The organism is Salipiger marinus, from assembly GCF_035481585.1.
Taxonomy (GTDB): Bacteria; Pseudomonadota; Alphaproteobacteria; order Rhodobacterales; family Rhodobacteraceae; genus Salipiger; species Salipiger marinus.
In genome coordinates this window covers 101,187-125,298 of the sequence record NZ_JAYKSL010000003.1, presented here as the reverse complement: position 1 = coordinate 125,298, position 24,112 = coordinate 101,187, and the positions used below count along the sequence as shown (strand labels likewise).

Here is a 24,112-nt window from a genome sequence, read left to right as displayed (position 1 = left end):
CCCCCCAGGGTTTCGATCAGACTGGAAACTGGCCGATTACTCGGCGATCACTTCCCAGCGTTTCGTCTTCGACTTCGGCGCGCATTCGATGATGCGGACGCTGTCGCCGACTGCGAACTTCTCCGCCTCATCATGAGCGCGGTATTTCTTGGACTTCCGCACGGTCTTTTGCAGGACCGGGTGCTTGAAGCGGCGCTCGACCGAAACGGTGACGGTCTGGGCGTTGGCAGTCGAGGTCACGGTGCCTTGGAGGATACGCTTGGGCATGTCTAAGGCTCCTTATTCGGCCACAGCCGCGCCAGCGGCTTTCTTGTTCAGAACGGTTTTCACGCGGGCCACGTCACGGCGCACCTGACGGATGCGCGAGGTGTTCTCCAGCGCGCCGGTCGCTTTCTGGAAGCGCAGGTTGAACGCCTCCTTCTTCAGCGCGACGAGCTCGTCCCGGAGCTGGTCCGGGGTCTTGTTCGCAAGTTCCTTGGCGTCCATCGCCTTGTTCCTTTTGGCTTTCACCAGAGGGCCCCGGGCAATTGCTCCCGGGTCACCCTGCATCTGGTGACCTTCAGACAAAACCGGAGAGGAGCCCATACCGGGCGCACCGATTCCGATCTTTCGTGCATGAGCGCCGCGTATACGCCGCGCGGCCCTGTCTGGCAAGGGGTTTTGCGGCAGATCGCCCTGCCCCGCCGCCCTAGCGCCAGGCGTAGTTGAAGCTGACCGAAATCCGCTCGTCTTCGGCCATGTTCATGGGCACCTCGTGGCGCAGCCACGATTCCCACAGCAGCACGTCCCCGACCTTCGGCGCCTCATAGACGAAGCTGCGCAGTTCGTCCCGGCAGCCCTTGCGGCGCGGCGGGGCGGCCATCATCATCGGCAGGCGCGGATCCTCGAGCTTCAGCGCAGAGGTGCCGTCGGGCATCGCCACATAGGTGGTGCCGGAAATCACCGAATGCGGGTGGATGTGGCTGGCATGGCTGCCACCCTCGGGCAGGACGTTGATCCAGATGTCTTCAAGCCGCAGCGGCGTGTCGCCCAGATCAAACTCCAGATCCTCGGCAAAGGCCGCCACATGCTTGTCGAGCGCGGCCACCACCTGCGCAAAGATCGGGAAGCGCCACGGCAGATCGGTCAGCGAGGCATAGGAGGTATAGCCGGGATAGCCATTCTCCTCGCACCACGTCTGCCCCGCCTCGTCATCCTCGGCGATGGAATAGCAGGACGCGGCCAGTTCGGCCAGGTCGATGGCATCGCCGAAGGCGTCAAGCCCGGCGCGGTAAAGGCGGGTCGCAAACAGCGAACGGATCTGGGTCATGCCCGCCTCATACTGCGAGTCGCCCGCTCTGGCGAGGGGTCTCGCGCAGCCCGGCTTGCGCGCAGGCAAAAGCCCCCGCCAGTCACCCGGCGGGGGCCTTCCTATCAGTCCCGGAGCCGTAGCTCCGAAGGGCTTACCAGTCTTCGCGAACGATGAAGCGGGTCTTGATCGGCAGCTTCATCGCGGCAAGGCGCATGGCTTCGCGCGCGATCTCTTCGGACACGCCGTCGATCTCGAACATCACCCGGCCGGGCTTGACCTTGCAGGCCCAGTAATCGACCGAACCCTTACCCTTACCCATCCGGACTTCGGTGGGCTTGGAGGACACGGGCGTATCCGGGAAGATCCGGATCCAGACCCGGCCCTGACGCTTCATGTGACGGGTCATCGCGCGGCGGGCCGCTTCGATCTGACGCGCCGTGACACGCTCGGGCTGGAGAGCCTTCAGGCCGTAATGGCCGAAGTTGAGATCAGAACCGCCTTTTGCCTCGCCGGAAATCCGGCCCTTGAACATCTTGCGGAATTTTGTGCGTTTCGGTTGCAGCATCTGTCAAACCTCCTCAGCGCCGGCCGCCCATGGCGCCGCGCGGAGCCGGACCGTCCTGCAGTTCCTGCGACTTGCGGTCGCGGGCTTGCGGGTCATGCTCCATGATTTCACCTTTGAAGATCCAGACCTTGATCCCGATGATGCCATAGGGGGTCGTGGCTTCGATTGTGGCGTAATCAATGTCGGCGCGCAGGGTGTGAAGCGGCACGCGGCCTTCGCGATACCACTCGGTCCGTGCAATTTCTGCACCGCCCAGACGGCCTGCGACGTTCACCCGGATCCCGAGGGCCCCGATGCGCATGGCGTTCTGCACGGCACGCTTCATGGCGCGACGGAAAGAAACCCGGCGTTCCAGCTGCTGTGCGATGCTTTCACCGACCAGACGGGCGTCCAGTTCGGGCTTGCGCACTTCAACGATGTTGAGGTGCAGCTCGCTGTCGGTCATCTTGGCCAGCTTCTTGCGAAGCACCTCGATGTCCGCGCCCTTCTTGCCGATGATGACACCGGGACGGGCCGAGTGGATCGTGACGCGGCACTTCTTGTGCGGACGTTCGATGATCACACGGGCAATCCCGGCCTGCTTGCACTCTTCATGGATGAAATCGCGGATGGCGAGATCTTCCAGAAGCAGGTTGCCGTAGTCCTTGGTGTCGGCATACCAGCGGCTGTCCCAGGTGCGGTTGACCTGAAGACGCATGCCGATCGGATTGGTCTTGTTACCCATTAGGCTTGCTCCTCGACCTGACGCACCTTGATGGTGAGTTCCGAGAACGGCTTGTTGATGCGGCCAAAGCGGCCACGTGCCCGCGGACGGCCACGCTTCATCACAAGGTTCTTGCCCACATAGGCTTCGGCGACGACCAGCTCGTCCACGTCCAGCCCGTGGTTGTTCTCGGCGTTCGCGATGGCGGACTGAAGGCACTTCTTCACGTCTTCCGCGATCCGCTTCTTGGAGAAGGTCAGGTCCGTGAGGGCCCGTTCCACCTTCTTGCCCCGGATCAGCGCGGCCACCAGGTTCAGCTTCTGGGGAGAGGTGCGCAGCATGCGCAGCTTCGCCATTGCTTCGTTGTCCGCCACGCGGCGCGGATTCTTATCCTTGCTCATGGCTTACTTCCTCTTGGCTTTCTTGTCCGCAGCGTGACCGTAATAGGTCCGCGTCGGGGAATATTCCCCGAACTTCTGACCGATCATGTCTTCCGTGACGTTCACGGGGACGTGCTTCTGGCCATTGTAGACCGCAAACGTCAGACCCACGAACTGGGGCAGGATCGTCGACCGGCGCGACCAGATCTTGATGACTTCGTTCTTGCCCGACTCGCGAACCTTTTCGGCCTTTTTCAGGACGTAGGAATCGACGAACGGACCCTTCCAGACAGAGCGCGACATGGATTACCGCCCTTTCTTCTTGGCGTGACGCGAGCGGATGATCAGCTTGCTGGACGCCTTGTTGGGGTTGCGGGTCTTCTTGCCCTTGGTCGGCTTGCCCCACGGGGTCACCGGGTGACGGCCACCGGAGGTGCGGCCTTCACCACCGCCGTGCGGGTGGTCGATCGGGTTCATGACGACGCCACGGACGGAAGGACGCTTGCCGTAATGGCGGTTGCGCCCGGCCTTGCCGAGGTTCTGGTTGCTGTTGTCGGGGTTCGACACGGCACCAACGGTGGCCATGCATTCCTGACGCACCATCCGCAGTTCGCCCGAGGACAGGCGGATCTGCGCGTAACCACCGTCACGGCCAACGAACTGGGCATAGGTGCCTGCCGCGCGGGCGATCTGGCCGCCTTTGCCGGGCTTCAGCTCGATGTTGTGGACGATCGTCCCGATCGGCATGCCGGAGAAGGGCATCGCGTTGCCGGGCTTGATGTCGGCCTTGGCCGAGGCCACGACGCGGTCGCCGATGGCGAGACGCTGGGGCGCAAGGATATAGGCCTGCTCGCCGTCATCATACTGGACCAGTGCGATGAAGGCAGTTCTGTTCGGGTCATATTCGATCCGGGCCACGGTGGCCGTGACATCGAACTTGGAGCGTCGGAAATCGACGATCCGGTAGAGACGCTTTGCGCCACCGCCGCGGCGGCGTGCCGTGATTCGTCCGGTGTTGTTCCGGCCGCCCGATTTCGTCAGACCCTCGGTGAGGGCTTTGACGGGGCGTCCTTTATACAGCTCCGAACGGTCGATCAGCACCAGCCCGCGCTGGCCCGGCGTCGTCGGCTTGTACGACTTAAGTGCCATGCTTCTGTCTTCCGTTTTGCAGAGGGGCGGATTGCTCCGCCCTATGTGTGAGCCCCCTCGACTTGCGTCCGCAGGTGGCCGGTCGTCTAGGCCCCCGAAGGTGCCCGGTTCGATATCCGGAACCATCGGCCCCGAACAAAAGCAGAGCCCCGGACGAATCCGGGGCTTCTGCGGATGCCGCTGGATAAGGGCAGCGCCCTCTCAGGTCAAGCCGATTATCCCTGACCCGCAAAGCCCCGCCCCGAAGGCGGCGCGGAGCGGCTGCGCCCCGCGTCGCCGGATCACGGCAAGCGCCAGAGCCAAACCCATGAGGCAAAAAGCAAAAAGACCCCTCGCGGGGCCCTTGGCCATATTCCCAAAGTGAATATGGCGGAGAGGAAGGGATTCGAACCCTCGAGACGGTTCCCCGCCTACACACTTTCCAGGCGTGCGCCTTCGACCACTCGGCCACCTCTCCGCCGACCGCTTTACCGGAAAGTCACAACCGGGTTCAAGTGGGGAAACGCAGAAAAAAAGCCCCGGTCTCCCGGGGCTTTGCTGGATCACATATTGGGGTAGTTCGGGCCGTCCCCGCCCTGTGGCACGGTCCAGTTGATGTTCTGGGCCGGATCCTTGATGTCGCAGGTCTTGCAGTGCACGCAGTTCTGGAAGTTGATGACGAACTGCTGCCGCCCGTCCTTTTCCACGAATTCATAGACCCCCGCCGGGCAGTAGCGGGCCGAGGGGCCTGCGTATTTCGGCAGGTTGTCCAGCACCGGCACCTTCGGATCCTTCAGCTTCAGATGGGCGGGCTGGCTTTCCTCGTGGTTGGTGAAGGAAAACGCCACATTGGTCAGCCGGTCAAAGCTGAGCTTGCCGTCCGGCTTGGGGTAGTCGATGGGCTGGTGCTGCGCCGCAAGCTCGGTCGAGGCGGCATCGGATTTCCCATGCCCCAGCGTGCCGAACAGCGAAAAGCCGAAACGGTTGGTCCACATGTCGAGCCCGCCCAGCGTCAGCGACCCCAGAAGCCCGTAGCGTGTCCAGATCGGCTTGACGTTGCGGACCTTCCACAGATCCTTGCCGATGGCGCCCTCGCGCACCTCGGTCTCGTAGTCGGCCAGCTCGTCCGAGGCGCGGCCTGCCGTGATCGCGGCAAAGGCCGCCTCCGCCGCCGCCTTGCCCGACAGCATGGCGTTATGGTTGCCCTTGATGCGCGGCACGTTGACCATGCCCACCGAACAGCCCAGCAGGGCCACACCCGGCGCCACCATCTTCGGCATGGACTGGTAACCACCTTCGGCGATCGCCCGCGCGCCATAGGCCACGCGCTTTCCGCCCTCCAGCAGCTCGGCCACATAGGGGTGATGCTTGAAGCGCTGGAATTCCATGTAAGGGTAAAGATGCGGGTTGCGGTAGTTCAGATGCACCACGAAACCCACATAGACCTGATTGTTGTCCAGATGGTAGATGAAGGCCCCGCCCCCGGCATTGCCGCCCAAGGGCCAGCCCATCGTATGCTCGACGCGGCCGGGATGGTGCTTTTCGGCCGGGATCTCCCAGATCTCCTTCATGCCAAGGCCGAACTTCTGCGGGCACTTGCCTTCGGAGAGGTTGTATTTCGCCATCACTTCCTTGGCGAGCGAGCCGCGCACGCCTTCGGACAGGAAGACGTACTTGCCCAGCAGTTCCATGCCCGGCTCGTAATTCGGGCCCGGCGAGCCGTCGGCCTCGCGGCCGAATTCGCCCGCGACCACGCCCCGCACTTCGCCAGTCTCGCCATAGACAAGCTGCGAACAGGACATGCCGGGGAAAATCTCGACCCCCAGCGCCTCGGCCTGCTCGGCCATCCAGCGGCAGACATTGCCCATGGAGACGATGTAATTGCCCTCGTTGGACATGAAGGGCGGCATCGGCCAGTGCGGGATGGAGACTTTGCCCCCCTCGCCCAGCAGATAGAACTTGTCCTCGGTCACCGGCACGGTGAGGGGGGCGCCCTTTTCCTTCCAGTCGGGGATCAGCGCGTCCAGCCCGCAGGGATCCAGCACCGCGCCCGACAGGATATGCGCGCCGACCTCCGATCCTTTTTCCAGCACGACCACGGCCAGATCGGCATCAAGCTGTTTCAGGCGGATCGCCGCAGACAGGCCCGCTGGCCCCGCCCCCACGATCACCACATCATATTCCATCGACTCGCGCTCGATCTCGGCCATGCCGGGCTCCTTCGCTGGCTTTCCCGCAATTTTCTTGCGCATCCGCGTAGCGCGACGGTGCGTCAAAGGTCAATTGCAAGTCCACGTTAAAGCGGAAAATCCCCTGATCGCCAAGGGGACACGCTGCCGCGCAGCGCAGCGCCACTTGCCAAAGCAGAGCGGAATGCTCACTCTTGCACGAAGGCACGACACATGGTTTGAGAAGCCAAAGACGCAACGGGGCCGGGGAGTTTGCCCCGCGACAGTTCCGGAAAGATCCAATGGAAAAGATACCGATGACCCGCGCGGGCTTCACCGCGCTCGAAGCCGAATTGAAGACGCTCAAGTCCGAGGAGCGGCCCGCCATCATCAAGGCGATCGCCGAGGCACGCGAGCATGGCGACCTGTCGGAAAATGCCGAATACCATTCCGCGCGCGAGAAGCAGAGCTTCATCGAGGGCCGAATCAAGGAGATCGAGGGCGTCATATCGCTGGCCGAGGTGATCGACCCCAGCAAGCTGTCCGGCTCGGTCAAGTTCGGCGCCCGCGTCACCGTGGTGGACGAGGATACCGACGAGGAAAAGACCTGGCAGATCGTCGGCGAACACGAGGCCAATATCGAAAAGGGCCTGCTGAACGTCCGCTCGCCCATCGCCCGCGCCCTGATCGGCAAGGATGAAGGCGATACGGTCGAAGTGCGCACCCCCGGTGGGGAAAAAAGCTACGAGATCCTCCGCATCGACTACACGTGACAGGGGGCACCCCCGATGGCCGAGAGCAATGACAGCCGCCCGACCGCGTTCGGCCCGCTTGCCCCGGACAGATCGCCGGGCATCACCGGGATCGAAGTGGTGGCCGGGGGCCTGACCCTGCTCTGGCTGCTGCTGTCGGGGGGATTTGTCCTGATGACCGGCGCCGCCGGACTGGACGGGCAGAGCCTGCTGCTCAGCGGCATGGTGGTGTGCTTTCCCGTGGCGCTGATCTGGGTGGCGGCGCTGACCGCCCGTGCCAGCCGCACGCTGCGCGAGGAAAGCGCCCGCCTGCAGGCCGCCATCGACGCGATCCGCAACGCCTATATCGCGCAGGCGCAGGGCGGACGCGGCGATCCGGGCCTGTCCGCGCTGTCGCGCAAGCTTGACGAAATCGCAGGCGCGCAGCGCAAGGCGGAAACCACGCTGGCCATGCTCGCCTCTTCCCGCGCGGCAGAGGCGGCGCTGGCGCAGGGGTCCAACCCGCCGGTGACCGTCACTCTGGCCGAGGACCAGCCCACCCTGTCGCTTGGCACCCCCGCCGAGGCGCTGCGCCCGCCCGTGGCCAATGCCGATTACATCCGCGCACTGAACTTCCCCGAAAACGCCGAAGACCGCGACGGCTTTTCCGCCCTGCGCCGCGCGCTGAAGGACCGGCAGGCGGCGCAGCTTATTCAGGCGGCGCAGGACGTGCTGACCCTGCTCAGTCAGGACGGCATCTATATGGACGACCTGCGCCCCGACATGGCCCGCCCCGAGATCTGGCGCGCCTTTGCCAAGGGCACGCGCGGACGCGCCATCGCGGCCTTGGGCGGCGTGCGCGACCGGTCCTCGCTGGCGCTGACCGCAGGCCGGATGAAGCAGGATCCGATCTTTCGCGACGCGGCCCACCATTTCCTGCGGCTCTTCGACCGGGGCGTGGCGCGGTTCGAACCCAATGCCAGCGATGCCGAACTGCAGGATCTGGCCAACACGCGGTCCTCGCGCGCGTTCATGCTGCTGGGCCGGGTGGCGGGCACCTTCGACTGAGCCCGCCCGGCGTTGCATCCCTCCTGCGGCTTGAGTAGGTCTGACCGGACCCGACCGGAGAACCGCTGATGCCCGCCCCCTCGCTTTCGTCCTTTTACTGGCAGGGGCTGCGCGCGGGCGCGCCGTTCTTTCTGGTGATCGGGCCCTTTGGCCTGCTGTTCGGAGTGCTTGCCGCCGAAGCCGGGCTGAACCTGTTCGAAACCCTGTCCTTTTCGGTCGTGGTCATCGCGGGTGCCGCGCAGTTCACTGCGCTGCAGCTGCTGCAGGATCAGGCCCCCACCCTTGTGGTGCTGGCCTCGGCCCTGGCGGTAAACCTGCGGATGGCGATGTATTCCGCCTCGATCACCCCGCATCTGGGCGGGCTGCCGCTGTGGAAACGCGCCATTGCCGCCTATTTTCTGGTGGACCAGACCTATGCCACCGCCTCGATCGCCTTCGAGCGGCGGCCAGAGATGACGCTGTCGCAGAAATTTGCCTTCTTCATGGGGGTGATGACGCCGATCTGCCCGCCTTGGTATGCGTTCAGCCTGCTGGGCGCGCTGGTGGGGGAAAGCATCCCGCCGGAATACGGGCTGGATTTTGCGCTGCCCATTGCCTTTCTGGCGATGATCGCCCCGGCGCTGCGCAGCGGCGCGCATGTGGTGGCAGCGCTGGTGGCCACGCTTGGCGCGCTGCTGCTGGCCTTCATCCCCTATAACCTTGGCGTGCTGCTGGCGGCGCTCTTCGGCATGATGGCGGGTGCGGAAACCGAACGGAGGATGGGCGCATGATCGACCGTCTGGATCTGTGGGTCGTCATCATCGGGCTGGGGCTGGGCAGCTTCGGCCTGCGCTTCGTGTTTCTGGGGCTGGTGGGTGACCGCCCCCTGCCCGCATGGCTCAGCCGGCATCTGCGCTATACCGCCGTGGCCGTCATGCCCGCCATCGTCACGCCGCTGGTGATCTGGCCCAATGCCACCGACGGGCAGACCGATCCCGCCCGGCTTCTGGCGGCAGCGGTGACGCTGGGCGTGGGCTATGTGACCAAGAACGTGATCCTTGCCATCCTGACCGGCGCGGTCACGCTGGCGGCATCGATCTACGGTCTGGGCTGAGCGGCGCCGGTTTCGAACTGCGCGACCGCCAGCGTCTTGTCATCGGCGTCATCCTCGCGCAGCACGCGCTCGGTCACGCCGGGCAGGGTCGCCATCTGATCGGCCAGAGTGTTCGGGAACCATGTCTGGCGCAGCGCGCCGAAGCCCGGCAGCTGCCGCAGCACGCCGGATGTGGCCTGCGTGCACTGCGCCTGCCCCACCGCGCCATGCGACTGCGCCAGAGCGATGGCGCGTTCGGCCACCTGCGGCGGCACGTCGATGCGCTGGATGCGCACGCGGAAGCTTTCGCGCGCATGGGCCCGTTCGTAGAAATCGGCGACGGCGGGGGTGATGCCGTAAAGCACGTCCTGAATTTCCGGCACACCCTTGGCCCGCACCGATCCGGCAGGGTCAAAGATCACGCGCTGCGACGGCGCGGAAATCATCATGCTGGAATGCGCCCCCGCACCGGAGCGGTTGTTGATCATCGTATAAAGCGTGATCGCGCTCGGGCCGGGATGGGCATAGCGGGCCGCGGCGGCCTCTTGCGGGGAGGAATCGGGCTGCCGCATGGCGGGCGTGGCGCAACCTGCCACCGCAGCCACGGACAAGGCGGCCAGCAGCAGGACGCAACGCTTCATCGACAGTCTCCGGGTCTTCGGGCGGTGTCGGCCACCGCCCGCAGCGGCATCAGGTGTTGAACACCGCAAGGAACAGAAGAATGCCGATCACCACGATGACCGTGCGCATGCTGAATTTGACGAATCCCTCAAAGGTCTTTTCCTGAGCGGAAATGTCCATGCTGCCGTGCTTGTGCTCTGCCATGTGTTGCGTCCATCATTCGGGCGTTTATCCTGCCCGGGAGTTAGCGGATTTTGCAGACGGTGTCACGCCTTCAGATGCCGCATCCGGGCGCAGACTGTCGCAGGCCCGCGAAGCCTGCCACAGCCACGCGCCCCCGGGGCCGGGCTGGCGGGTGGCACGGCCCGTCAGATGCAGGTGCTGGCAATGCGCCATCGCCTCGACCAGCGCCAGGCCGTATTCCGCATCGCCGATCCGGCGCTTGAACAGTGGCGCAAAACAGTCGCCCGCAGCCTGGGGCTGATCCAGATGCGCCTCCAGCCGGTCCAGCGCCGAATGGTGGTTGTCGATCAGCTGGCGCAGCCGGAACGGCAGGCCGGTGAAGGGCAGCTTGTGCCCGCCCAGCACCAGATGGTCGGCCCGGGCATGGGGCAGCAGCCTTTCGCAGGAGGCAAGCCAGTCGCCCACCGGATCGGCCTGCGGTTCGGTGGCATAGACGCCAAGGTTGGAACTGATGGTGGACAGCACCTGATCCCCGGCCAGCACCAGCGCATCGTCGCGTGACCACAGCGTGGCATGTTCCGGCGCGTGGCCATGGCCGATGCGGATGTCCCAGTCGCGCCCGCCTGCGCGCAGCACGTCACCTTCGGCGATCCGGGTGAAGCCAAGCGGCAGCGGAAACACGCAGTCGGCGAAGTTGAAGGGTCGCTCGCCGCTGCGGCGGGCCAGAATCTCGGGCGCCATGCCGCAGCGCTGCCAGAAGGCGATCTGTTCGGGCGGCGGCGTCTCCTGCGCGTCAAGCTGCAGCATCCGCGCAAACAGCCACGCGGTGCGCGTGGTCACAAGCTCGGCGCCCTGCTGCTGGAACCAGCCCGCAAGGCCGATATGGTCGGGGTGGTGATGGGTGACCACGACCCGCCGCACCGGCCTGCCCGCCAGCGGCCCAGCCAGCAGCCGGTCCCAGAGGCCACGCGCCAGCTTGCTGTTCATGCCGGTGTCGATCAGGGTCCAGCCGTCGCCGTCATCCAGCGCATAGACGTTCACATGGTCGAGCTTCATCGGCAGCGGCAGACGCATCCACAGCACGCCTTCGGCCACCTCCCGCGCCGCACCGGGCACGGGCGGCGTGTCGAACGGGTATCGCAGCCCCTCCGCCATCAGACCGCCAGATCCGCGACGGTAAGCGCCATCAGCGGGGCGTCGCCGGCCCGCACCTCGGCCAGCAGGGCGCCATGTTCGGGCAGCATCCGCGTGATGTAGAACCGGGCCAGCCGCCCATGCGCGCCCTCGGGATCGGCAAGCGCCGCGCGCAGATGGTAATGCGCGCCCAGCACCCGCGCCGTGGCGCGCAGATAGGGCACCGCCACGCCGTAACGGTCCGCGACCGGCAGGCGCAGCAGCGTGTCCGTGGTCTCGCGCAGGGTTTCCGCCGCCTGCCACACCGCCTCGGCCAGATCGGGCAGGCTGGCGCGGGCGTCTTCGGCGCAGGCCTCGATCTCGTCCAGCAGGCGGCCCGCCGCCTCGCCGTGATCCATCAGCTTGCGGCCCACCAGATCCATCGCCTGAATGCCGTTGGTGCCCTCGTAGATCGCCGTCACCCGCACGTCGCGGTAGAACTGCGCGGCGCCGCTTTCCTCGATGAAGCCCATGCCGCCAAAGACCTGCACCCCGGTTTCGGCTACGGCAGAGCCGGTTTCGGTGCCAAAGGCCTTGGCGATGGGGGTCAGAAACGCCGCGCGCGCCGCCCAGTCCGCCGCCCCGGTGGCCCGCGCCATGTCCAGCGCCACGCCGCAGGCCAGCGCGATGGACCGCGCCGCATGAATCTCGGCCCGCATCCGCGCCAGCATCCGGCGCACATCGGCATGGCCGATGATGGTGCCCTCGGCGGTCCTGCCCTGCCTGCGCTCCTGCGCATAGGCCAGCGCGTGCTGATAGGCGGCCTCGGCCACGCCGATGCCTTCGGCCCCGACCCCCAGCCGGGCGTTGTTCATCATGGTGAACATGGCGCGCATGCCGTCATGCGGCGCCCCCACCAGCCAGCCCGTCGCGCCCTCGAAGCTCATGACGCAGGTGGGGCTGCCATGCAGGCCCATCTTGTGCTCAAGGCTCAGCACCTTCAGGTCATTGGCAATGCCGGGATTTCCCGCCGCATCGGGCAGGTATTTCGGCACCAGAAACAGGCTGATGCCCTTGGTGCCCGGCGCCCCGTCGGGCAGCCGCGCCAGCACCAGATGGCAGACATTCTCGACAAAATCCGCATCCCCCCACGAGATGTAGATCTTCTGCCCGGTGATCGCATAGGTGCCGTCGCCACGCGGCTCGGCCCGGGTGGACAGCGCGCCCACATCCGACCCGGCCTGCGGTTCGGTCAGGTTCATCGTCCCCGACCACGCGCCGGAAATCAGCTTCGGCAGATAGAGCGCCTTCAGGTCGTCGCTGGCATGGTGATCCAGCGCGTCGATCTGGCCCTGCGTCAGCAGCGGATTCAGCTGCAGCGCCAGACAGGCGCCGGACATCATGTCATTGATTGCGGTGGCCACGGCCATGGGCAGGCCCATGCCGCCATGCTCGGGCGGGGCGGCCACGGCCACCCAGCCGCCTTCGGCAATGGCGCGATAGCCTTCGGCAAACCCCGGAGAGGTCCGCACCACGCCGTTTTCCAGCACCGCGCCGCGCAGATCGCCCGCCCGGTTCAGCGGCGCCATCACCCCGTCACAAAGCTTGCCCGCCTCGGCGAGCACCGCCTGCACCATGTCGGGCGTGGCCTCGGCGAAGCGGTCGGTGGCGGCCACCGCGTCATACCCCACCACATGCTCCAGCAGGAATGCGATTTCGGGCACAGGTGCGCGGTAAGCCATCAAACAATCTCCGATCCCGGTTGGCAAATCCCGGCCCCTCGGCTACGAAAGGGCCACTCCTCCGGGCGCGACCCTAGGCCTTTTGTCCCGCCCGGTCCAACCGGAACGCCGCGTCACGGACACCCCATGCAAGACACCCCCACCCTGCGCCTTGGCCCCGATGCCGCTGGCATCTCCCGCGCGGCGGATCTGCTGCAGCGGGGCGGTCTGGTCGCCTTTCCCACCGAAACCGTCTACGGGCTGGGTGCCGATGCGCGCAACGATGCGGCGGTGGCGGGGATCTATGCCGCCAAGGGCCGTCCGGATTTCAACCCGCTGATCGTGCATGTGCCCGACATCGCCGCCGCACAGGCGCTGGTCCACTGGTCCCCCGAGGCCGAGGCTTTGGCGCAGGCCTTCTGGCCCGGCCCGCTGACCATGGTGCTGCCGCTGCGCGAGGATGCGGGCCTGTCCTCGCGGGTGACGGCGGGCCTGCCCACGCTGGCGCTGCGCCTGCCCGCCGCGCCGCTGGCGCGCGCGCTGCTGCAGGCGGCGGGGGTGCCGGTGGCCGCGCCATCGGCCAACCGGTCGGGGCGCATCAGCCCCACCCGCGCCGAGCATGTGCTGGCCGGGCTCGACGGGCGCATCGCGGCGGTGCTGGATGGGGGACCCTGCGCGGTGGGGCTGGAAAGCACCATCCTTGGCCTTGCGGGCCATCCCACGCTGCTGCGCCCCGGCGGCATCACCGCCGAGGCGCTGGCGCAGGTGCTGGGCCGCCCGCTTCTGGAACGCAAGGACACCGAAGCCATCTCTGCCCCCGGGCAGATCGCCTCGCATTACGCCCCCGAGGCGCGCATCCGGCTTAACGCCGCCGACTGGCGCGAGGGCGAGGCGCGACTTGGCTTTGGTGCCATGGACTGCGATCTGAACCTGTCGGAGCGCGGCGATCTGGACGAGGCGGCGGCCAATCTGTTCGCGCATCTGCACCGGCTGGACGCGCTTGGCACGGGCGTGATCGCGGTGGCGCCGATTCCGCATCTGGGGGCGGGCATCGCGATCAACGACCGGCTGAGCCGCGCCGCCGCCCCGCGCGGCTAGGCTCGGGTCACAGGGTCAGGCCCGGCCCCCTTCGGCAGACAGCGCCAGCGCCGGGATGCCCAGCCGTTTCAGCGCCGCGCCCCATTTCTGTTCGTCGGGCGTGGCAAAGACCAGCGCCGGATCGGGCGCGCAGACCAGCCACGCGTTCTGCGCCAGTTCCTGTTCCAGCTGCCCCGGCCCCCAGCCTGCATAGCCCAGCATGGCCAGCCATTGCGACGGGCCGTCGCCGCGCGCGATATGTTCCAGCACATCCAGCGTGCCGGTCATGCAGAAGGTGTCATCCACCTGCAGCGTCGTCAGATCCGACCGGTAATCGGCGCCATGCAGCACAAAGCCGCGCCCCATCTCGACCGGGCCGCCAAAATAGACCGATTTGCGGTCCAGCCCGCTGCTGCCCTCGATCTCCAGCTGCTGCAGCAGCGCGCCCAGCGACACGTCGGCAGAGGGTTTGTTGACGATCAGCCCCATCGCGCCGTCATCGGAATGCGCGCACATGTAGATCACCGCGTGTTCGAATCGCGGATCCCCCATGCCCGGCATGGCGATCAGCATGGACCCTGTCAGATCGGTGGCGCCCGAGGCGGTTTGGCTTTCCTGCATCTGCTCTTTCCGGCGGAGGTGTTTGTGCGACTGTGGCCTTCTGCGACCTGTGGCGCAAGCGCCCTGCCCCCCGCAATCCCTGACCTATCGCTGCAATGTGACTTGGCAAGCCGCGCGGCAGACGGCATCTGCAAGGGATGATCCGCGCCATGATAACCGCCCTTGCCTGTGCCGCAGCCGTTGTGCTGGGCTCCCCCGCCTCGGCGGAAACGCCGTTCATGGCCGAACTGCGCCCCGGCTGGCGCCTGCCCGATGGCGACCATATGGCGGCGCTGCACCTGCGGCTGGCACCGGGCTGGAAAACCTACTGGCGCGCGCCGGGCGATGCGGGCATCCCGCCGCTGTTCGACTGGAGCGGCTCGCATAACCTGCAGGCGGTCAGCGTGCTTTGGCCCACGCCGCATGTGTTTCACCAGTCCGGGATGCGGTCGGTGGGCTATGCCCGCGAACTGGTGCTGCCGCTGCGCATCCATGCGCAGGAGGACGGCGACACGGTGCTGAAGATGCAGGTGCAGCTTGGCGTCTGCAAGGACATCTGCCTGCCCGCGCAGATGGATCTGTCCGCCGTGCTGCCCGCCGCCCTGACCCGCGCCGATCCGATGATCGCGGCGGCGCTGGCCTCGGCGCCGTTTTCCGCCGACGAGGCGCAGGTCAGCGCGGTGCGCTGCAGCGTGACGCCGGTCAAGAAGGGCCTGATGCTACGCGCCGAAATCGACATGCCCCCGGCAGGCGACCCCGAAGATACGGTGGTGGAAAGCGGCGCGCCGATGATCTGGGCCGCTCCGCCGCGCACCGAACGCCATGGCGGCACGCTGGTCACCGAAGCGAAGCTCAAGCATGTGGAAGGACGGCCCTTCGTGCTGGACCGGTCGCGGCTGCGCATCACCGTGCTGGGCCGCAATCACGCGGTGGACATTCAGGGCTGCGACCGCTGAGGCGCGCGGCGCGTTCCCCAGAACAGCAGCCCCAGCCAGACCACCAGCAGCACCCCCGCCACGCCGCCGATAAAGGTAAGGAACCCCGCCACCAGCGGCGGCAGTGCCGCGATCCCCGGCAGCAGCAGCGCCGCAGGCAGCGCGCCCGCCACGGCCACATGGCCCATCGTGGCCCCCAGCCAGACCAGCACCAGCCCGGTCAGGCCAAGCAGCGCCAGCCGCACCCGTGACAGGCGGAACCGCAGACCCCGGCGCAGCGCCGCGATCCGCCGCCCGATGTCATGCTGCACCGCGATCAGCGCGGGCACGACCAGAAGCACCAGCACCATGCCGAAGCCCAGCCCGTAAACCAGCGTGATGACCGTGGGCTTCAGGAACTGCGCGTCCGAACTGCGCTCGTAAAGCAGCGGCGCCAGCCCCAGCACCGTGGTCGCCGTGGTCAGGAAGACCGGCCGCAGCCGGTCCGCCGCGCCATCGACAATCGCCTGAAAGATGCCGCGGTCGGGCGCGTATTCGTCGATCTGCGTCACCAGCACGATGGAATCGTTGATGATGATCCCGGTCATCCCCAGCAGTCCCACCACGGTGAACATCGACAGCGGCACCTCCCACAGAGCATGGCCCCAGATCGCCCCCACCAGCCCGAAGGGGATCACCGACATCACCACCAAGGGCCGCGTCCAGCTGGCAAACACCCAAGCCAGCGTCAGGTAGATCCCCAGCAGCACAAGGATCAGCCCGGTGGTCGCATCGCTGAGAAAGGCACGCTCCTGCTCGGACATGCCCGCCATGTGATAGGCGACCTGCCGCGTCGCCGCGATCTCTGGCAGGATCTCGTCGGTCAGCGCCTGCATGACCTCGGCGGCGCGTTCGGCATCATCCCCCGACAGCTCCCCCGAGACCGAGACGAGCCGCAGCCCGTCCTCGCGCCGCACCGTGGAAAAGCCGCTGCGCTGTTCGACCCGCACGATGTCCGACAGCTGCACATACTGGCCTTCGGGCGTGCGCAGCCGGGTGCGGTCCAGAAAATCGGCGGTCAGTTCGGACTCGGGCAGTTCCACCCGGATCTCGGCGCTGCGCGGCCCCACGGGGAAGGTCGCCGCCTCGATCCCGCCCAGCCTCTGCCGCAGCACCTGCCCCAGCGCGCCCGTGGTGAAACCCAGCGCCTGCCCCTGCGGGGTCAGTTCCAGCACCAGCTCGTCCTTGTCATAGGAAAGGTTGTCTTCCACTGCCGACACTTCGGGAAAGCGCAGCAGCGCGGTCTTCAGATCCTCTGACGCGGCCTTCAGCGTGTCGGCATCGGCGCCGTAAAACTCCACGTCGATGTCATCGCCGCCGGGCCCGGCACGCCAGCCCCGGAAGCTGATGGTTTCCGACAGCGGATGCGCCTCCACCCGCTCCTGCAGGTCGGTGACGAACTGCGCGCTGGAATAGGGGCGTTCGTCCGGGGCGATCAGTTCGATGGAGACGGATCCCAGCTGGTCGGCATCCTTGGTGTCGGCCCCGGCCAGCGCGATGCCCGCATTGCCGCCGATTTCCGCGATCATGTAATCGACGGGGTTGCGGCCATACTCCGCCTCGTATTCGCGGCCCAGATCCGCCGCCGCCTGCTGCATCAGGCGCATCTGTTCCAGCGTGTCGGCGCGTTCCGCCCCCGGCGCCATGGCGAAATTGCCGGTGACCGAGGGCTGTTCGGGGGAATCGAAGAACCGCCAGACCACATCGCCCCGGATCAGCTGCGCCGCCTGCGCGGCCAGCAGCAGCACCACCCCCGCCAGCACCACATAGCGCGCCGCCACCACGCCCGCCATGAACGGGCGGAACAGCGTCTCGCGCAGCCAGACAAAGCCACGGTTCACCAGCCGCGACGGCGCGTCATACCAGTGCTTGCGGTTCGCCCCGGCGATGGCATGCGACATGTGGTTGGGCAGGATCAGGAAACATTCCACAAGGCTTGCCAGCAGCACCACGATGACGGTGAAGGGAATGTCCTGAATCATCTCGCCAAAGCGCCCGCCAATGGCGGTCAGGCCAAAAAACGCGATCACCGTGGTCAGCGTGGCGGAAAACACCGGCAGCGCCATGCGGCGCGCGGCGGTCTCTGCCGCCTCCACCGGCGACAGGCCGCGTTTGGCCAGATGGTCGGCATGTTCGCCCACCACGATGGCGTCATCCACCACGATCCCCAGCGTGATGATCAGCGCAAAAAGCGAGATCATGTTCAGCGTCAGCCCCGAGACATACATCAGCGCCAGCGCCGCCAGCATCGAGGTGGGAATGCCCGCCGCCACCCAAAGCGCGGTGCGCGCGTTCAGGAACAGGAACAGCAGCACCACCACCAGCGCCAGCCCGGTCAGGCCATTGTCCAGCAGCAGGTTCAGCCGGTTGGAAATGGCATCGGCGCGGGTGCGGATCAGATCGATGGAGGTGCCTTCGGGCAGCACCGCCTGAAATTCCTGAGCCACCTCCTCGACACTGCGCTGGATGGCGATGGCGTCGCCCTCGGCGGTGCGGTCCACGCGCACGGATATGGCCGGGTTGTCGCCGACGAAATAGGTGCGCGCCCGGTCGATGCCCTCTTCGCGCAGCAGCGCCACATCGCCCACGGTCAGCTTGCTGCCATCGGGCAGCGACCGCAGCACCACGGCGGCGATGTCGCGCGCCTCGCGCTTTTCCACCCCGGTGCGGACGCGGGCATTGGCGCCGGTCACATCCCCCGCCGGGTTCGCGTTCACCTCGTCCCCGATGGCGGAAGCGATTTCCTCCATGGTCACGTCATGGGCGATCAGGTTGGCGGTCGGCACCTCCACGATGATCTGCGGCGCGGCGAGCCCGCGCAGCGTGGTGCGGGTCACGCCCTCGGCAAACAGCCGGGCGACAAATTCATCGGCAAACCGGCCAAGCTGGTCGACCCCGACGGGCCCGGTGATGACCACATCGGTCACCCCGTCGCGCCACGCATCGGCGGCGATGCGCGGATCCTCCGCCTCTTCGGGCAGGTTGTCGACAGAATCAACCGCCGTGGTCACGTCATCCAGCGCGCGGGCCATGTCGTGATTGGGCTCGAATTCCAGCGACACCCGGGCGGAGCCTTCGCGCGACACGCTGCGCGTGCTGACCACGCCATCCACCGCCAGCAGCACCGGCTCCAGCAGCTGCACGATGCCGCTGTCCACATCCTCGGCCCCCGCCCCCTCCCAGCTGACGGAGACCTCGATCTCGTCCTCGATCACGTCGGGGAAATACTGCGCGCGCATGTTGGGCACCGCCAGCAGCCCCGCCGCCACCAGAATGACCAGCAGCAGGTTGGCGACGGTGCGGTGGCGGGCGAAATAGCTCAGGATGCCGCTGGCCTGTCCGGGGATCTGGCGCATGGGCTCAGCCCCCCATCCGCTGTTCAAGCCGTTCGACCACCTGCGCGGGCACGCGGTCCTGCGACAGCTGCGCCAGCATGCGCTGCCGCGCCTCTTCGGGCAGGCGGCTGTTGCCCTCGACATAGGCCACCAGCCTTGCGCGCCGTTCGGCGGTCAGTTCCAGCAGATCGGCCACGGCGGGCAGCGCGGGCGGCGCGCCACGCGGCGCCTCCTGCGCCTGATCGGCGCCCAGCACCCGCACCTTGATGCCCGCCCCCAGCAGCGGCGTGCGTTCGGCCACCACCTGACGGCCCGCCAGCGCCTCGGCCCGCACCAGAATGTCATCGCCCTGACGGCGCACCAGATCCACCGGCAACGCCTCCAGCCGGTCGTCGGCGCCGATCACCAGCACGTCGCCGCTCGCCGCCAATGCCGTGGCGGGCAGCCGCGCCACCTGCTCCAGCGCCGGTTCTTCCAGTTCTACCGTGACAAAATCGCCGGGCTTGAAGCCGCGCGGCGCGTCCAGCGTCGCGAACAGCAGCCGCCCGGTCTGGCCCTCGCCCACCGCCGCCCCTTCGCGGGTCAGCGTGCCGGTCGTGGCCATGGGCGTGCCGAACAGATCCAGCGTCACCACCACCGGCGCGGGCCGCAGCTGCCCCTCGGCATCCAGCAGCCGGGCATAATCCTGTGTCGACACGCGGAAGGCCACCTCCAGCGCGTCGGGATCGATCAGCGTGGCCAGCTGTTCATTGGCCGAGACCAGCCGCCCCGCCACCACCGCCACATCCTGCAGTTGCGCGGTGAATCCGGCCCGGATCTCGGTTTCGGCCAGACGGCGTTCGGCATCGGCCAGCGCGATGCCGGCGCGGTCCAGCGCGGTCGCCGCCTGATCCACCCGCGCTTCGGCCTGTGCCTGTGCCTGCCGCCGGGTCACCACCGCCTGCCGCGCCGAGGACGCGGCCAGCTCTGCCTCTTCGGCGAGTGCCGCAGTGCCCACCCCGCGCGATGCCAGATCGGCCTGCCGCTGGAATGCGCGCTGCCGCAGCGCCGCCTGTTCTTCGGCGGCTGCCAGCGCGTCGGCCTCCAGCGTCACGGCGCGGGCCGCCTCGCGCGCTTCGGCCTGAGCATCGGCGAGCGCACTCTGCGCCCGCGCCCGTTCCGCCATCATGTCCGCCGGGTCGATCCGGGCCAGAAGCGCGCCCGCCGTCACCCGCCCGCCTTCGACAAAGTCCGGTGCAAGCTCGGTCAGCGTGCCGCCCACGGCGCTGCGCAGTTCCAGCGTGCGGCGGCTCTGCACCTCGCCAAAGGCGGTCATCACCGGGATCACGCTGTCGAGCCGCACCGGCACCACATTGACCGCAAAGACCCGTTCGCGCGCCTGCGGCATACGCGGCGCATCGGCAAGCCGGGTCTGCACCGCATCCCGGACCAGAACCCCCGCCCAGACCAGCAGGCCCAGCGTCATCGAAAGCAAGAAGAGCCCCGCAAGACTCCGTCGGAAAAAGCGCATGCCTGCCTACCTGAACCTTGGGAACATGCTGTCCCGTGCCGGAAGCAGTTTACGCCCTGCCCCGCCAGTTTTCCAAGTCACGCAGGTGATACGCGGCGATCGGTCACTTCCGTCGCTTGTGTTCGTCCAGACGCGGAAAAATTTCGACAAAGTTGCAGGGGCGGTGGCGGTAATCCAGCTGCCAGAGCAGGATCTCGTCCCACGCATCGCGGCAGGCGCCGGGGCTGCCGGGCAGCGCAAACAGATAGGTGCCGCCCGCCACGCCCCCCGTGGCGCGCGACTGCACCGCAGAGGTGCCGATCTTGGCCATGGAAACATGGGTGAACACGGTGCCGAACGCCTCGATTTCCTTTTCGTAGACGTCGCGATGCGCCTCCACCGTCACGTCGCGCCCGGTCAGGCCGGTGCCGCCGGTGGAGAGGATCACGTCGATCTCGGGATCGGCGATCCATGCCCGCAGCTGTGCGGCGATGTCTGCGCGGTCGTCCTGCACGATGGCGCGGGCAGCCAGATGGTGCCCTGCGGTGGTCAGCCGCTCCACCAGCGTGTCGCCGGAGCGGTCATCGCCAAGGCCCCGCGTGTCAGAGACGGTCAGCACGGCGATGCGCACGGGGATAAACTCTCGGCTGTCGTCGATGCGGCTCATGGTGCGGCCTTTCCGGAACGGGGATCAGGGACAATCGGTGGCGACGGGAAGGCGCGGCTGGTCAAAGATGCGGGCAAAGCGGCGCATCGCGGGCTCGCTGGCCAGATAATCCGCAAACCCGACCCAGCCCGGATCCGCGCCATCGCCGGGGCACAGCCCTTCCTGAGCGGCACGGCCACGGACCAGCAGCGCCTCCAGCGCGGCATCGCGGGCAGCGGCATCCAGCGGCGGCACGGTGTTGTCGGCAGCAAACTGCGCCGCCCGCAAGAGCTGTGCCGCGAGCCGGTCGCGTTCTTCGGCGGCCAGCACCATGGGGCAAAGCTGCACGGCGGCGGTGATCAGCGCCAGCCGTTTCAGCGCGCAGCCCGCCGGACCCCAGGCGCTTTGATCCTGCGCGGTCACGTAACCGCCCTGCCGGGTCAGCACGACCGGCCCCGGAAGCTCCAGCACCTCGATGCCGGGGGCCGGGCTCTGCACCTCTGCGGCGTGATCGGCAAAGACCCGGTCAAAATCGGGATCAAAACCCTGCCCGGCGGCGGGAAGCGTCGTCAGCAGCAAAAGAGCGATCGCCCTCATTTCAGCACCCGAAGTTTCATCTGCAATTCCAGAAGGTCCGCCCATGTCTGCCGCTTCATCTGCGGCTGGCGCAGCAGATAGGCCGGATGGAACATCGGCAGGGCGGGCCGTCCCTCGGCCTCGGTCCAGTGGCCGCGCAGGCGGCTGATGCCGCGCCGCCCCAGCAGCGCGTCGCAGGAGATGTTGCCCATCACCACCAGCAGGTCGGGATCGACCAACGCGATATGGCGCGACACGAAAGGCCGCATCATGGCAATTTCCTCGGCGCTGGGGTCGCGGTTCTGCGGAGGGCGCCATGGCAGGACATTGGTGATATAGACCGACTGCGCGCGCGACAGCCCGATGGCGCCCAGCATCCGGTCCAGAAGCTGCCCGGCCCGCCCCACGAAAGGCAGGCCCTGCTGGTCCTCCTCGCGGCCCGGCGCTTCGCCGACGATCATCACCCGGGCCTGCGGCGTGCCATCGGCAAAGACCAGATTGCGCGCGCCGCGCTTCAGATCGCAATGCGGATAGGCGTCAAGGGCGGCGCGCAACTCCTCCAGCGTGGTGGCGGCACGGGCGGCGGCGGTCGCTTCGGCGACGGGATCGGCCTCGGCCATCACGGGCCGGGCGGACAGGGCGGCGGCGGCAGGCGGGGGTGCAGGTGCGGCCCGCGCGGCGCGCTCCGCCGCCTCATGGGCGAAACGGTCCACCGGCGCCTCGCCGATAGCCTCATCCGCGCCCAGCTCTACCTGCCAGGCCAGTGCCGCATAGGCGGCATGCCAGTCCATACCCGATTCCATGCCGGTCACCCTAGGCGATTGCGCGGGGGGCGGAAATGCCCCGCGCGCCGATCCCGCGCCGGATCAGGACCAGGTGGGGTGAAAGCGGCCTGCGGACGACAGGGTGAAGATCTCGACCCCGTCCGCGGTCACGCCCACCGAATGCTCGAACTGCGCCGACAGCGACTTGTCGCGGGTCACCGCCGTCCAGTCATCGGCCAGCACCTTGGTTTCGGGGCGGCCAAGATTCACCATGGGCTCGATGGTGAAGAACATGCCCTCTTCGAGCTTGGGTCCGGTGCCGGGGCGCCCGTAATGCAGCACGTTGGGCGCGGCGTGGAACACCTGCCCCAGCCCGTGGCCGCAGAAATCCCGCACCACCGACATGCGCTGCGCCTCCACATAGGTCTGGATGGCATGGCCAATATCGCCGAACGTGTTGCCGGGCTTCACCGCCTCGATGCCCAGCATCAGCGCGTCATGGGTGACCTCGATCAGCCGCTCCGCCTTGCGCGCGAGCTTGCCCGCCACATACATGCGCGAGCTGTCGCCATACCAGCCATCCACGATCACCGTCACGTCGATGTTGAGGATGTCGCCATCCTTGAGCTTCTTCTCGCCCGGGATGCCGTGGCAGACCACATGGTTGATGGAGATGCAGCTGGCGTGCTGGTAGCCCCGGTAGCCGATCGTGGCCGAGGTGGCGCCCGCCGCCTCCACCGCGTTGCGGATGAAATCATCCACGGCGCCGGTGGTCTGGCCGGGCCAGACCTGTGCCGCGACATCGTCGAGGATGCGCGCGGCCAGCGCGCCCGCGCGGTGCATCCCGGCGAAATCCGAAGGATCGTGAATGCGAATGCCGTCCCGGTTGAGACGGCCGGTGGTGTCATGTCTCAAGACGGACCGCTCCGTAGCTCTGTCACAAAATGATGTAATACGTCTGCGCGGGCAATGCCAGAGCGAGGGCGGGAAAGGCAAGCCCCCGCCCCGGCTTTGCTGTCGCGGGCGGCAGCCGCGACGGACGGGCGGTGCTGGCTTCGCTGCCAGAGAGGCCTCGCGGGCTCTGGCCGATCCGCCGCAGACGGAACCTGACGGCAGAGGGGGCTCTGCCCCCGTCCCCTGCGGGGACTCCCCCGGGATATTTGGGGCCGCTGGAAATCAGGGCGCGTGGAAGGGCAAGGGCGCGGCGATCCGGATGCCTTCGGGATCGAGCCTGCAGCCAAACGCCAGCACCTCGACCCCGGCGGCGGTCGCCGTGGCGAAGGCGCGGGCATAGCCGGGATCGAGATCGGCGGCGAGGGTCACGGCGCGGGCATCGCTGCGCTGCACGAGATACAGCATCACGGCGCGCTGGCCCGCCTGCGCCATGGCGGCAAGATCGGCAAGGTGGCGGGCGCCGCGCGCGGTGACGCTGTCGGGAAATTCGGCAAGCCCGGGCTGGCGCGACAGGGTGACGGATTTCACCTCCACCCAGGCGTCGGGGCGGGCGCCCCCGGTCAGCAGGAAATCGACGCGGCTTTTTTCGCCATAGCGGACTTCGGGGCGCAGCGTGGCATAGCCTTCGAGCCCCGCGACCTGTCCCGCCGCCAGCGCCGGGCGCAGCAGGCGGTTCGGCACGGCGGTGTCGACGCCGGTGAACGCGCCGGTCTCATGCTCCACCAGCCGCCACGCGTAGCGCAGCTTGCGCTTGGGGTCGTCATTGCGTTCCAGCCAGATGCGGGTGCCGGGATCGGCCAGCCCCAGCATGCTGCCGGGGTTGGCGACATGGGCGGTGATCTCTGTGCCATTCTCCAGCCGCGCATCCGCGAGGAACCGCTTGTAGCGGCGGATCAGCGTGGCGGGCATGAGAGGGGTTTGAAAGCGCATGGCGGCGGCCCTATACCATCGGG

General features: G+C 67.4%; 27 protein-coding genes and 1 tRNA gene. 6 read left to right on the top strand and 22 right to left on the bottom strand.

Going from position 1 to position 24,112, the window contains the following annotated elements:
- Positions 1-36: 36 nt before the first annotated feature.
- The 10 genes from rpsQ to VK682_RS05310 all read right to left on the bottom strand — a co-directional run bounded on the left by rpsQ (position 37) and on the right by VK682_RS05310 (position 6,277).
- Positions 37-267 (bottom strand): 30S ribosomal protein S17, encoded by a 231-nt coding sequence (gene rpsQ / locus VK682_RS05355; protein WP_089843676.1) that lies wholly within the window; start codon positions 265-267, stop codon positions 37-39.
- 12 nt (positions 268-279) lie between these two features.
- A complete protein-coding gene (gene rpmC / locus VK682_RS05350; protein ID WP_089843680.1) occupies positions 280-486 on the bottom strand; it encodes a 50S ribosomal protein L29 in 207 nt (68 codons plus the stop codon).
- Between the two features lie 202 nt (positions 487-688).
- Positions 689-1,309: a TIGR02466 family protein gene (locus VK682_RS05345; RefSeq protein WP_324781540.1), complete on the bottom strand. Its 621-nt coding sequence runs from the start codon at positions 1,307-1,309 to the stop codon at positions 689-691.
- Between the two features lie 133 nt (positions 1,310-1,442).
- On the bottom strand, positions 1,443-1,856 hold the full coding sequence (gene rplP / locus VK682_RS05340) for a 50S ribosomal protein L16 (RefSeq protein WP_089843687.1): 414 nt from the start codon (positions 1,854-1,856) through the stop codon (positions 1,443-1,445).
- Positions 1,857-1,869: 13 nt separating this feature from the next.
- A complete protein-coding gene (gene rpsC / locus VK682_RS05335; RefSeq protein ID WP_089843691.1) occupies positions 1,870-2,580 on the bottom strand; it encodes a 30S ribosomal protein S3 in 711 nt (236 codons plus the stop codon).
- Positions 2,580-2,960, bottom strand: a complete 381-nt coding sequence (gene rplV, locus VK682_RS05330) for a 50S ribosomal protein L22 (RefSeq protein ID WP_089843695.1) — start codon at positions 2,958-2,960, stop codon at positions 2,580-2,582. Before rplV ends, rpsC begins: the two co-directional genes overlap by 1 nt.
- A 3-nt stretch (positions 2,961-2,963) precedes the next feature.
- On the bottom strand, positions 2,964-3,242 hold the full coding sequence (rpsS, locus tag VK682_RS05325; RefSeq protein ID WP_089843698.1) for a 30S ribosomal protein S19: 279 nt from the start codon (positions 3,240-3,242) through the stop codon (positions 2,964-2,966).
- A 3-nt stretch (positions 3,243-3,245) separates the two neighbouring features.
- Positions 3,246-4,088 carry a 50S ribosomal protein L2 gene (gene rplB / locus VK682_RS05320; RefSeq protein ID WP_089843703.1) on the bottom strand — a complete coding sequence of 281 codons (843 nt, stop codon included), beginning with the start codon at positions 4,086-4,088 and terminating at the stop codon, positions 3,246-3,248.
- 367 nt (positions 4,089-4,455) lie between these two features.
- A tRNA-Ser gene (locus VK682_RS05315) sits at positions 4,456-4,545 on the bottom strand.
- An 85-nt stretch (positions 4,546-4,630) separates the two neighbouring features.
- The gene (locus VK682_RS05310; protein ID WP_324781539.1) at positions 4,631-6,277 is read right to left on the bottom strand and encodes an electron transfer flavoprotein-ubiquinone oxidoreductase; all 1,647 of its coding nucleotides are present in this window, start codon (positions 6,275-6,277) and stop codon (positions 4,631-4,633) included.
- Positions 6,278-6,537: 260 nt separating this feature from the next.
- Here VK682_RS05310 and greA point away from each other — a divergent pair, with 260 nt between their 5' ends.
- From greA to VK682_RS05290, 4 genes are all read left to right on the top strand, one after another.
- The gene (gene greA, locus VK682_RS05305; protein ID WP_089843712.1) at positions 6,538-7,008 is read left to right on the top strand and encodes a transcription elongation factor GreA; all 471 of its coding nucleotides are present in this window, start codon (positions 6,538-6,540) and stop codon (positions 7,006-7,008) included.
- Positions 7,009-7,023: 15 nt separating this feature from the next.
- Positions 7,024-8,034 carry a hypothetical protein gene (locus VK682_RS05300; RefSeq protein ID WP_089843716.1) on the top strand — a complete coding sequence of 337 codons (1,011 nt, stop codon included), beginning with the start codon at positions 7,024-7,026 and terminating at the stop codon, positions 8,032-8,034.
- 68 nt (positions 8,035-8,102) lie between these two features.
- On the top strand, positions 8,103-8,804 hold the full coding sequence (locus VK682_RS05295; RefSeq protein ID WP_230795998.1) for an AzlC family ABC transporter permease: 702 nt from the start codon (positions 8,103-8,105) through the stop codon (positions 8,802-8,804).
- Entirely contained in the window at positions 8,801-9,127 is a 327-nt protein-coding gene (locus VK682_RS05290; protein ID WP_089843722.1) for a branched-chain amino acid transport AzlD family protein, read from the top strand. The genes VK682_RS05295 and VK682_RS05290 overlap by 4 nt, the downstream gene beginning before the upstream one ends.
- Here the strand turns inward: VK682_RS05290 and VK682_RS05285 are convergent.
- The 4 genes from VK682_RS05285 to VK682_RS05270 are packed head-to-tail and all read right to left on the bottom strand — an operon-like array spanning position 9,112 to position 12,765.
- The gene (locus VK682_RS05285) at positions 9,112-9,747 is read right to left on the bottom strand and encodes a hypothetical protein (protein WP_207543539.1); all 636 of its coding nucleotides are present in this window, start codon (positions 9,745-9,747) and stop codon (positions 9,112-9,114) included. The two genes, VK682_RS05290 and VK682_RS05285, sit on opposite strands and share 16 nt — an antisense overlap.
- Before the next feature lie 49 nt (positions 9,748-9,796).
- Positions 9,797-9,931: an aa3-type cytochrome c oxidase subunit IV gene (locus tag VK682_RS05280; RefSeq protein WP_089843725.1), complete on the bottom strand. Its 135-nt coding sequence runs from the start codon at positions 9,929-9,931 to the stop codon at positions 9,797-9,799.
- 24 nt (positions 9,932-9,955) lie between these two features.
- Complete coding sequence (locus tag VK682_RS05275) at positions 9,956-11,065, bottom strand: MBL fold metallo-hydrolase (RefSeq protein WP_230796000.1); 1,110 nt, start codon at positions 11,063-11,065, stop codon at positions 9,956-9,958.
- A complete protein-coding gene (locus tag VK682_RS05270) occupies positions 11,065-12,765 on the bottom strand; it encodes an acyl-CoA dehydrogenase (RefSeq protein WP_324781538.1) in 1,701 nt (566 codons plus the stop codon). Before VK682_RS05270 ends, VK682_RS05275 begins: the two co-directional genes overlap by 1 nt.
- Before the next feature lie 126 nt (positions 12,766-12,891).
- Here VK682_RS05270 and VK682_RS05265 point away from each other — a divergent pair, with 126 nt between their 5' ends.
- Positions 12,892-13,842, top strand: a complete 951-nt coding sequence (locus tag VK682_RS05265; protein ID WP_230796002.1) for an L-threonylcarbamoyladenylate synthase — start codon at positions 12,892-12,894, stop codon at positions 13,840-13,842.
- 15 nt (positions 13,843-13,857) lie between these two features.
- Here the strand turns inward: VK682_RS05265 and VK682_RS05260 are convergent, their stop codons facing one another.
- Positions 13,858-14,442, bottom strand: coding sequence for a YqgE/AlgH family protein (locus VK682_RS05260; protein WP_230796004.1), 585 nt, complete (start codon positions 14,440-14,442; stop codon positions 13,858-13,860).
- 149 nt (positions 14,443-14,591) lie between these two features.
- Between VK682_RS05260 and VK682_RS05255 the strand changes: the two genes are divergently transcribed.
- Positions 14,592-15,377: a protein-disulfide reductase DsbD domain-containing protein gene (locus VK682_RS05255; RefSeq protein WP_230796005.1), complete on the top strand. Its 786-nt coding sequence runs from the start codon at positions 14,592-14,594 to the stop codon at positions 15,375-15,377.
- Here VK682_RS05255 and VK682_RS05250 read toward each other — a convergent pair.
- From VK682_RS05250 to sfsA, 7 genes are all read right to left on the bottom strand, one after another.
- Complete coding sequence (locus tag VK682_RS05250) at positions 15,359-18,751, bottom strand: efflux RND transporter permease subunit (protein WP_230796006.1); 3,393 nt, start codon at positions 18,749-18,751, stop codon at positions 15,359-15,361. The two genes, VK682_RS05255 and VK682_RS05250, sit on opposite strands and share 19 nt — an antisense overlap.
- A 4-nt stretch (positions 18,752-18,755) precedes the next feature.
- On the bottom strand, positions 18,756-20,240 hold the full coding sequence (locus tag VK682_RS05245; RefSeq protein ID WP_230796007.1) for an efflux RND transporter periplasmic adaptor subunit: 1,485 nt from the start codon (positions 20,238-20,240) through the stop codon (positions 18,756-18,758).
- Between the two features lie 103 nt (positions 20,241-20,343).
- Positions 20,344-20,886: a molybdenum cofactor biosynthesis protein B gene (gene moaB / locus VK682_RS05240; RefSeq protein WP_089843753.1), complete on the bottom strand. Its 543-nt coding sequence runs from the start codon at positions 20,884-20,886 to the stop codon at positions 20,344-20,346.
- A 24-nt stretch (positions 20,887-20,910) separates the two neighbouring features.
- A complete protein-coding gene (locus VK682_RS05235) occupies positions 20,911-21,462 on the bottom strand; it encodes a hypothetical protein (RefSeq protein WP_230796008.1) in 552 nt (183 codons plus the stop codon).
- A complete protein-coding gene (locus VK682_RS05230; protein ID WP_230796009.1) occupies positions 21,459-22,244 on the bottom strand; it encodes a uracil-DNA glycosylase in 786 nt (261 codons plus the stop codon). Before VK682_RS05230 ends, VK682_RS05235 begins: the two co-directional genes overlap by 4 nt.
- Before the next feature lie 63 nt (positions 22,245-22,307).
- Complete coding sequence (gene map, locus VK682_RS05225; protein WP_324781537.1) at positions 22,308-23,120, bottom strand: type I methionyl aminopeptidase; 813 nt, start codon at positions 23,118-23,120, stop codon at positions 22,308-22,310.
- Between the two features lie 261 nt (positions 23,121-23,381).
- Positions 23,382-24,089, bottom strand: a complete 708-nt coding sequence (gene sfsA, locus VK682_RS05220) for a DNA/RNA nuclease SfsA (RefSeq protein ID WP_230796010.1) — start codon at positions 24,087-24,089, stop codon at positions 23,382-23,384.
- Between the last annotated feature and the right edge of the window lie 23 nt (positions 24,090-24,112).

What these genes read in the sequence shown, in the direction of transcription:
- greA (WP_089843712.1), top strand. Translation starts at nt 6,538, where the DNA reads ATGGAAAAGATACCGATGACCCGCGCGGGCTTCACCGCGCTCGAAGCC.
- VK682_RS05235 (WP_230796008.1), bottom strand. Translation starts at nt 21,462, where the DNA reads ATGAGGGCGATCGCTCTTTTGCTGCTGACGACGCTTCCCGCCGCCGGG.
- sfsA (WP_230796010.1), bottom strand. Translation starts at nt 24,089, where the DNA reads ATGCGCTTTCAAACCCCTCTCATGCCCGCCACGCTGATCCGCCGCTAC.
- VK682_RS05295 (WP_230795998.1), top strand. Translation starts at nt 8,103, where the DNA reads ATGCCCGCCCCCTCGCTTTCGTCCTTTTACTGGCAGGGGCTGCGCGCG.
- VK682_RS05310 (WP_324781539.1), bottom strand. Translation starts at nt 6,277, where the DNA reads ATGGCCGAGATCGAGCGCGAGTCGATGGAATATGATGTGGTGATCGTG.
- rplB (WP_089843703.1), bottom strand. Translation starts at nt 4,088, where the DNA reads ATGGCACTTAAGTCGTACAAGCCGACGACGCCGGGCCAGCGCGGGCTG.
- rpsC (WP_089843691.1), bottom strand. Translation starts at nt 2,580, where the DNA reads ATGGGTAACAAGACCAATCCGATCGGCATGCGTCTTCAGGTCAACCGC.
- rpmC (WP_089843680.1), bottom strand. Translation starts at nt 486, where the DNA reads ATGGACGCCAAGGAACTTGCGAACAAGACCCCGGACCAGCTCCGGGAC.
- VK682_RS05255 (WP_230796005.1), top strand. Translation starts at nt 14,592, where the DNA reads ATGATAACCGCCCTTGCCTGTGCCGCAGCCGTTGTGCTGGGCTCCCCC.
- rpsS (WP_089843698.1), bottom strand. Translation starts at nt 3,242, where the DNA reads ATGTCGCGCTCTGTCTGGAAGGGTCCGTTCGTCGATTCCTACGTCCTG.
- VK682_RS05275 (WP_230796000.1), bottom strand. Translation starts at nt 11,065, where the DNA reads ATGGCGGAGGGGCTGCGATACCCGTTCGACACGCCGCCCGTGCCCGGT.
- rplP (WP_089843687.1), bottom strand. Translation starts at nt 1,856, where the DNA reads ATGCTGCAACCGAAACGCACAAAATTCCGCAAGATGTTCAAGGGCCGG.
- VK682_RS05265 (WP_230796002.1), top strand. Translation starts at nt 12,892, where the DNA reads ATGCAAGACACCCCCACCCTGCGCCTTGGCCCCGATGCCGCTGGCATC.
- rpsQ (WP_089843676.1), bottom strand. Translation starts at nt 267, where the DNA reads ATGCCCAAGCGTATCCTCCAAGGCACCGTGACCTCGACTGCCAACGCC.
- VK682_RS05290 (WP_089843722.1), top strand. Translation starts at nt 8,801, where the DNA reads ATGATCGACCGTCTGGATCTGTGGGTCGTCATCATCGGGCTGGGGCTG.
- VK682_RS05230 (WP_230796009.1), bottom strand. Translation starts at nt 22,244, where the DNA reads ATGGAATCGGGTATGGACTGGCATGCCGCCTATGCGGCACTGGCCTGG.
- VK682_RS05260 (WP_230796004.1), bottom strand. Translation starts at nt 14,442, where the DNA reads ATGCAGGAAAGCCAAACCGCCTCGGGCGCCACCGATCTGACAGGGTCC.
- moaB (WP_089843753.1), bottom strand. Translation starts at nt 20,886, where the DNA reads ATGAGCCGCATCGACGACAGCCGAGAGTTTATCCCCGTGCGCATCGCC.
- VK682_RS05300 (WP_089843716.1), top strand. Translation starts at nt 7,024, where the DNA reads ATGGCCGAGAGCAATGACAGCCGCCCGACCGCGTTCGGCCCGCTTGCC.
- rplV (WP_089843695.1), bottom strand. Translation starts at nt 2,960, where the DNA reads ATGAGCAAGGATAAGAATCCGCGCCGCGTGGCGGACAACGAAGCAATG.
- VK682_RS05245 (WP_230796007.1), bottom strand. Translation starts at nt 20,240, where the DNA reads ATGCGCTTTTTCCGACGGAGTCTTGCGGGGCTCTTCTTGCTTTCGATG.
- VK682_RS05250 (WP_230796006.1), bottom strand. Translation starts at nt 18,751, where the DNA reads ATGCGCCAGATCCCCGGACAGGCCAGCGGCATCCTGAGCTATTTCGCC.
- VK682_RS05345 (WP_324781540.1), bottom strand. Translation starts at nt 1,309, where the DNA reads ATGACCCAGATCCGTTCGCTGTTTGCGACCCGCCTTTACCGCGCCGGG.
- VK682_RS05270 (WP_324781538.1), bottom strand. Translation starts at nt 12,765, where the DNA reads ATGGCTTACCGCGCACCTGTGCCCGAAATCGCATTCCTGCTGGAGCAT.
- VK682_RS05285 (WP_207543539.1), bottom strand. Translation starts at nt 9,747, where the DNA reads ATGAAGCGTTGCGTCCTGCTGCTGGCCGCCTTGTCCGTGGCTGCGGTG.
- VK682_RS05280 (WP_089843725.1), bottom strand. Translation starts at nt 9,931, where the DNA reads ATGGCAGAGCACAAGCACGGCAGCATGGACATTTCCGCTCAGGAAAAG.